This is a genomic window from Methanococcus voltae, assembly GCF_017875395.1.
GTDB lineage: Archaea > AGJL01 > Methanococci > Methanococcales > Methanococcaceae > Methanococcus > Methanococcus voltae_C.
Genome location: NZ_JAGGMO010000015.1, coordinates 1 through 1,480, shown reverse-complemented (window position 1 = coordinate 1,480; position 1,480 = coordinate 1). Strand labels below are relative to the sequence as shown.

Here is a 1,480-nt window from a genome sequence, read left to right as displayed (position 1 = left end):
CTCTCATATCTTTAAGTGTCCAGAATATCTTTTATCACTTGAACTATTAGTATTAGCGGGCTTAATGCCTCGGAAAACCTTGACACTTACACCCCTAACCTATCAAACCCATGTTCTATGGGAGTCCTTGTTCCCGAAGGAAAAGGCTGTCTATTTTCAGGATGAATTTCGGGCTTAGATGCTTTCAGCCCTTATCTCTTGGTGCGTGGCTGCTCGGCAATGCCTTGTCAGACAACCGATCGACTAGAGGCACCGACGGCCCGTTCCTCTCGTACTAGAGCCACCTTTCCCTCAGACAGCCAACACATCCAGCAGATAGCAACCAACCTGTCTCACGACGGTCTAAACCCAGCTCATGATCCCCTTTAATGGGCGAACAGCCCCACCCTTGGGTCCTGCTGCAGACCCAGGATGGGAAAAACCGACATCGAGGTAGCAAGCCGCGGGGTCGATATGGGCTCTTGCCCGCGACAACTCTGTTATCCCCGGGGTAGCTTTTTTGTCATCTCTGGCCCCCATCGGTGAGGCACAGAGGTTCGTTAGGCCCGACTTTCGTCTCTTCGTTGCGTTTTGTTGGCAACAAAGTCAGGCTGGCTTTTGCCCTTACACTCAACAGCGGAGTCCTGACCCGCTTGAGCCAACCTTTGGGCCCTCCTGATGCATTTTTAGGAGGGTACCGCCCCAGCCAAACTGCCCACCTACCGGTGTCCCCTATACGGGTTAGGGACATAATCATAGGAGGGTGGTGTCCCATGGATGCCTCCACTTTTCCTGGCGAAAAAGCTTCGATGGCTCCCACCTACACTGTACACCCACAATCATGCCCCAACGACAGGCTGCAGTAAAGCTCCACGGGGTCTTCGCTTCCCACTGGACGTCTCCGGCCTTTGCGCCGGAATGGTAGGTTCACCGGAGTCTAGTCGGGGACAGTGGAGGTCTCGTTACGCCATTCATGCAGGTCGGAACTTGCCCGACAAGGAATTTCGCTACCTTAAGAGGGTTATAGTTACCCCCGCCGTTTACTGGCGCTTCGCCCGGTTGGAACCGGGGTTCACGTACCAGCACTGGGCAGGCGTCGGCCTTAGTACACACCTTTTCAGGCTCGCTAAGACCTATGTTTGTATTAAACAGTCGGACCTCCCTGGTCACTGCGACCAGCGATCCGGTTAAAGATCACTGGCACTCCTTCTCCCGAAGTTACGGAGCCATTTTGCCGACTTCCCTCGACTAGATTATTCCGCTACGCCTTAGGATACTCACCTAGGGGCACCAGTGTCGGTTCTGGGTACGGACGTTCAAAATCCATGCCAATTCCCTTTTCACGGGCTCAAGGAATCAGTTAAATTCTCCTAAAGGAAAACTCATTACTCTTTCATCCGATTCTCATTATTACAATTCTCCTCGGATTTATAAGCTTGAATACTCAGACAAAAATACAAAACTTATCCCAAAGCGTCAGAAATTGACCTTGTGTTACCAC

General features: G+C 51.9%; 1 rRNA gene. It reads right to left on the bottom strand.

From position 1 onward, the window contains the following. Positions 1 to 26 precede the first annotated feature (26 nt). A 23S ribosomal RNA gene (locus tag J2127_RS08450) occupies positions 27 to 1,480 on the bottom strand; the annotation flags it as partial.